Source organism: Pseudomonas sp. AGC41 (assembly GCF_057334555.1).
In genome coordinates this window covers 155,993-157,469 of sequence record NZ_JBHFJB010000117.1, presented here as the reverse complement: position 1 = coordinate 157,469, position 1,477 = coordinate 155,993, and the positions used below count along the sequence as shown (strand labels likewise).

At 65.7% G+C, this 1,477-nt stretch carries 2 protein-coding genes; one reads left to right on the top strand and one right to left on the bottom strand.

Annotation, left to right across the window (positions count from 1 at the left end):
* The coding region (locus ACE04F_RS20940; protein ID WP_486109643.1) for a DUF2868 domain-containing protein at positions 1-869 on the bottom strand (869 nt) is incomplete at its 3' end.
* Between the two features lie 77 nt (positions 870-946).
* Here ACE04F_RS20940 and ACE04F_RS20935 point away from each other — a divergent pair.
* On the top strand, positions 947-1,459 hold the full coding sequence (locus ACE04F_RS20935; protein ID WP_486109641.1) for a dihydrofolate reductase: 513 nt from the start codon (positions 947-949) through the stop codon (positions 1,457-1,459).
* The last annotated feature ends 18 nt before the right edge of the window (positions 1,460-1,477 follow it).

The window sequence follows — 1,477 nt, the reverse complement described above, 5'->3', positions numbered from 1 at the left end:
AAGTCCAGGCGCAGGCTGGCGCGGCCACGGCGCCAGCGCCACAGGCACAACAGCGCCAGGCCCAGCCGCGGCAACAGGCCGTAGACCAGAAGCACGCCCACCAACCAGGCGGCCCAGGCCTGGCGGGCACTTTCGATGTCCAGCGCGGCGTCGCCGCTGGCAAGGATCATCCCGACGGTTGGCACGCTGAAGCCCAGCAGGGCAGGCAACGCACCGAGGGCCTGGGTCATGGCGACGAAGGTCTCGCCACCGAGAATGGTGGTTTCCCAGACGAAGCCATAGCGCCGAGTCGCCATCAGCAACAAAACAATGACCAGCGCGCTGAGCATCGCCAACAACCACAAGCCGTTGACCAGCACGCCGAGCGCCCAGCGGTTGAGCTTGTGCCGTTGCAGCAACAGCAGCAGCGCCGGCGCGAGTTGCGCGGCCTTGGCGTCGCGGGCGAGTTTTTCGCTGAGCCACAGCCACAGGCGTCCGAGCGTGGCGCCTTGCTCACCGGCGAACAGCAGGCCCAAGGCCCAGCCGATCAGCAGGATCAGGTTCAGCCCCAACAGGCTGCCCAGGGCCCAGAATACGTTGACCGGCGCGCGCCCGTCGCCGAGGGCGGCAAAGCCCAGGCCGGCGCCGCTGGCCACGGCGAGCACGGCCAATGCGATCAGCGCCAGGCGTGCGCCTTGCAGCCAGTGACGCAGGGCCTGGATGAGGCCATCGCGCTCGGCCAGCCAGTGGGCCCGATAGCGGATACGCGTGGACAAATCGCCGCCGGCCGCGCGGGCCAGGCGATTGGCTTCCTGGTCTTCGAGCGGGCCGGCATGTTCTTCACGCAGGCGTATCGTCTCGGTCAACCAGAGGTTTTGCAGTTCAGTCACGAGGGCTTCCGTTGCTCGAATGAGCAATCAGCATAACCGCTGTGGCGCCGGTCCGGGCCTCTGGTATCCTCGCCGTCATGAAAAAAACTCTTCCCTTAAGCCTGATCGCAGCCCTCGGTGAAAACCGTGTGATCGGCATCGACAACAGCATGCCCTGGCACTTGCCGGGGGATTTCAAATACTTCAAGGCCACCACCCTGGGCAAGCCGATCATCATGGGGCGCAAGACCTGGGACTCCCTCGGTCGGCCGCTGCCGGGACGCTTGAACATCGTCGTCAGCCGCCAGCCGGGCCTGGTGCTCGAAGGCGCGCAAGTCTTTGCTTCGCTGGAGGCCGCAGTGGAACGGGCCGAAGCCTGGGCGCTGGAACAGGGCGTTGATGAGCTGATGCTGATCGGCGGTGCCCAGCTCTACGCGCAGGCACTGGAGCAGGCGGACCGGCTGTACCTGACCCGCGTGGCGCTGAGCCCGGAAGGGGATGCGTGGTTTCCGGAGTTTGCTTCGAACCAGTGGAAACTTGTCTCGAACCAGCTGAACCCGGCTGAAGGGGACAAGCCGGCGTACAGCTTTGAGGTGTGGGAGAAGCTTTGACAGCCAAAGCTTCGCGAG

What these genes read in the sequence shown, in the direction of transcription:
- ACE04F_RS20935 (WP_486109641.1), top strand. Translation starts at nt 947, where the DNA reads ATGAAAAAAACTCTTCCCTTAAGCCTGATCGCAGCCCTCGGTGAAAAC.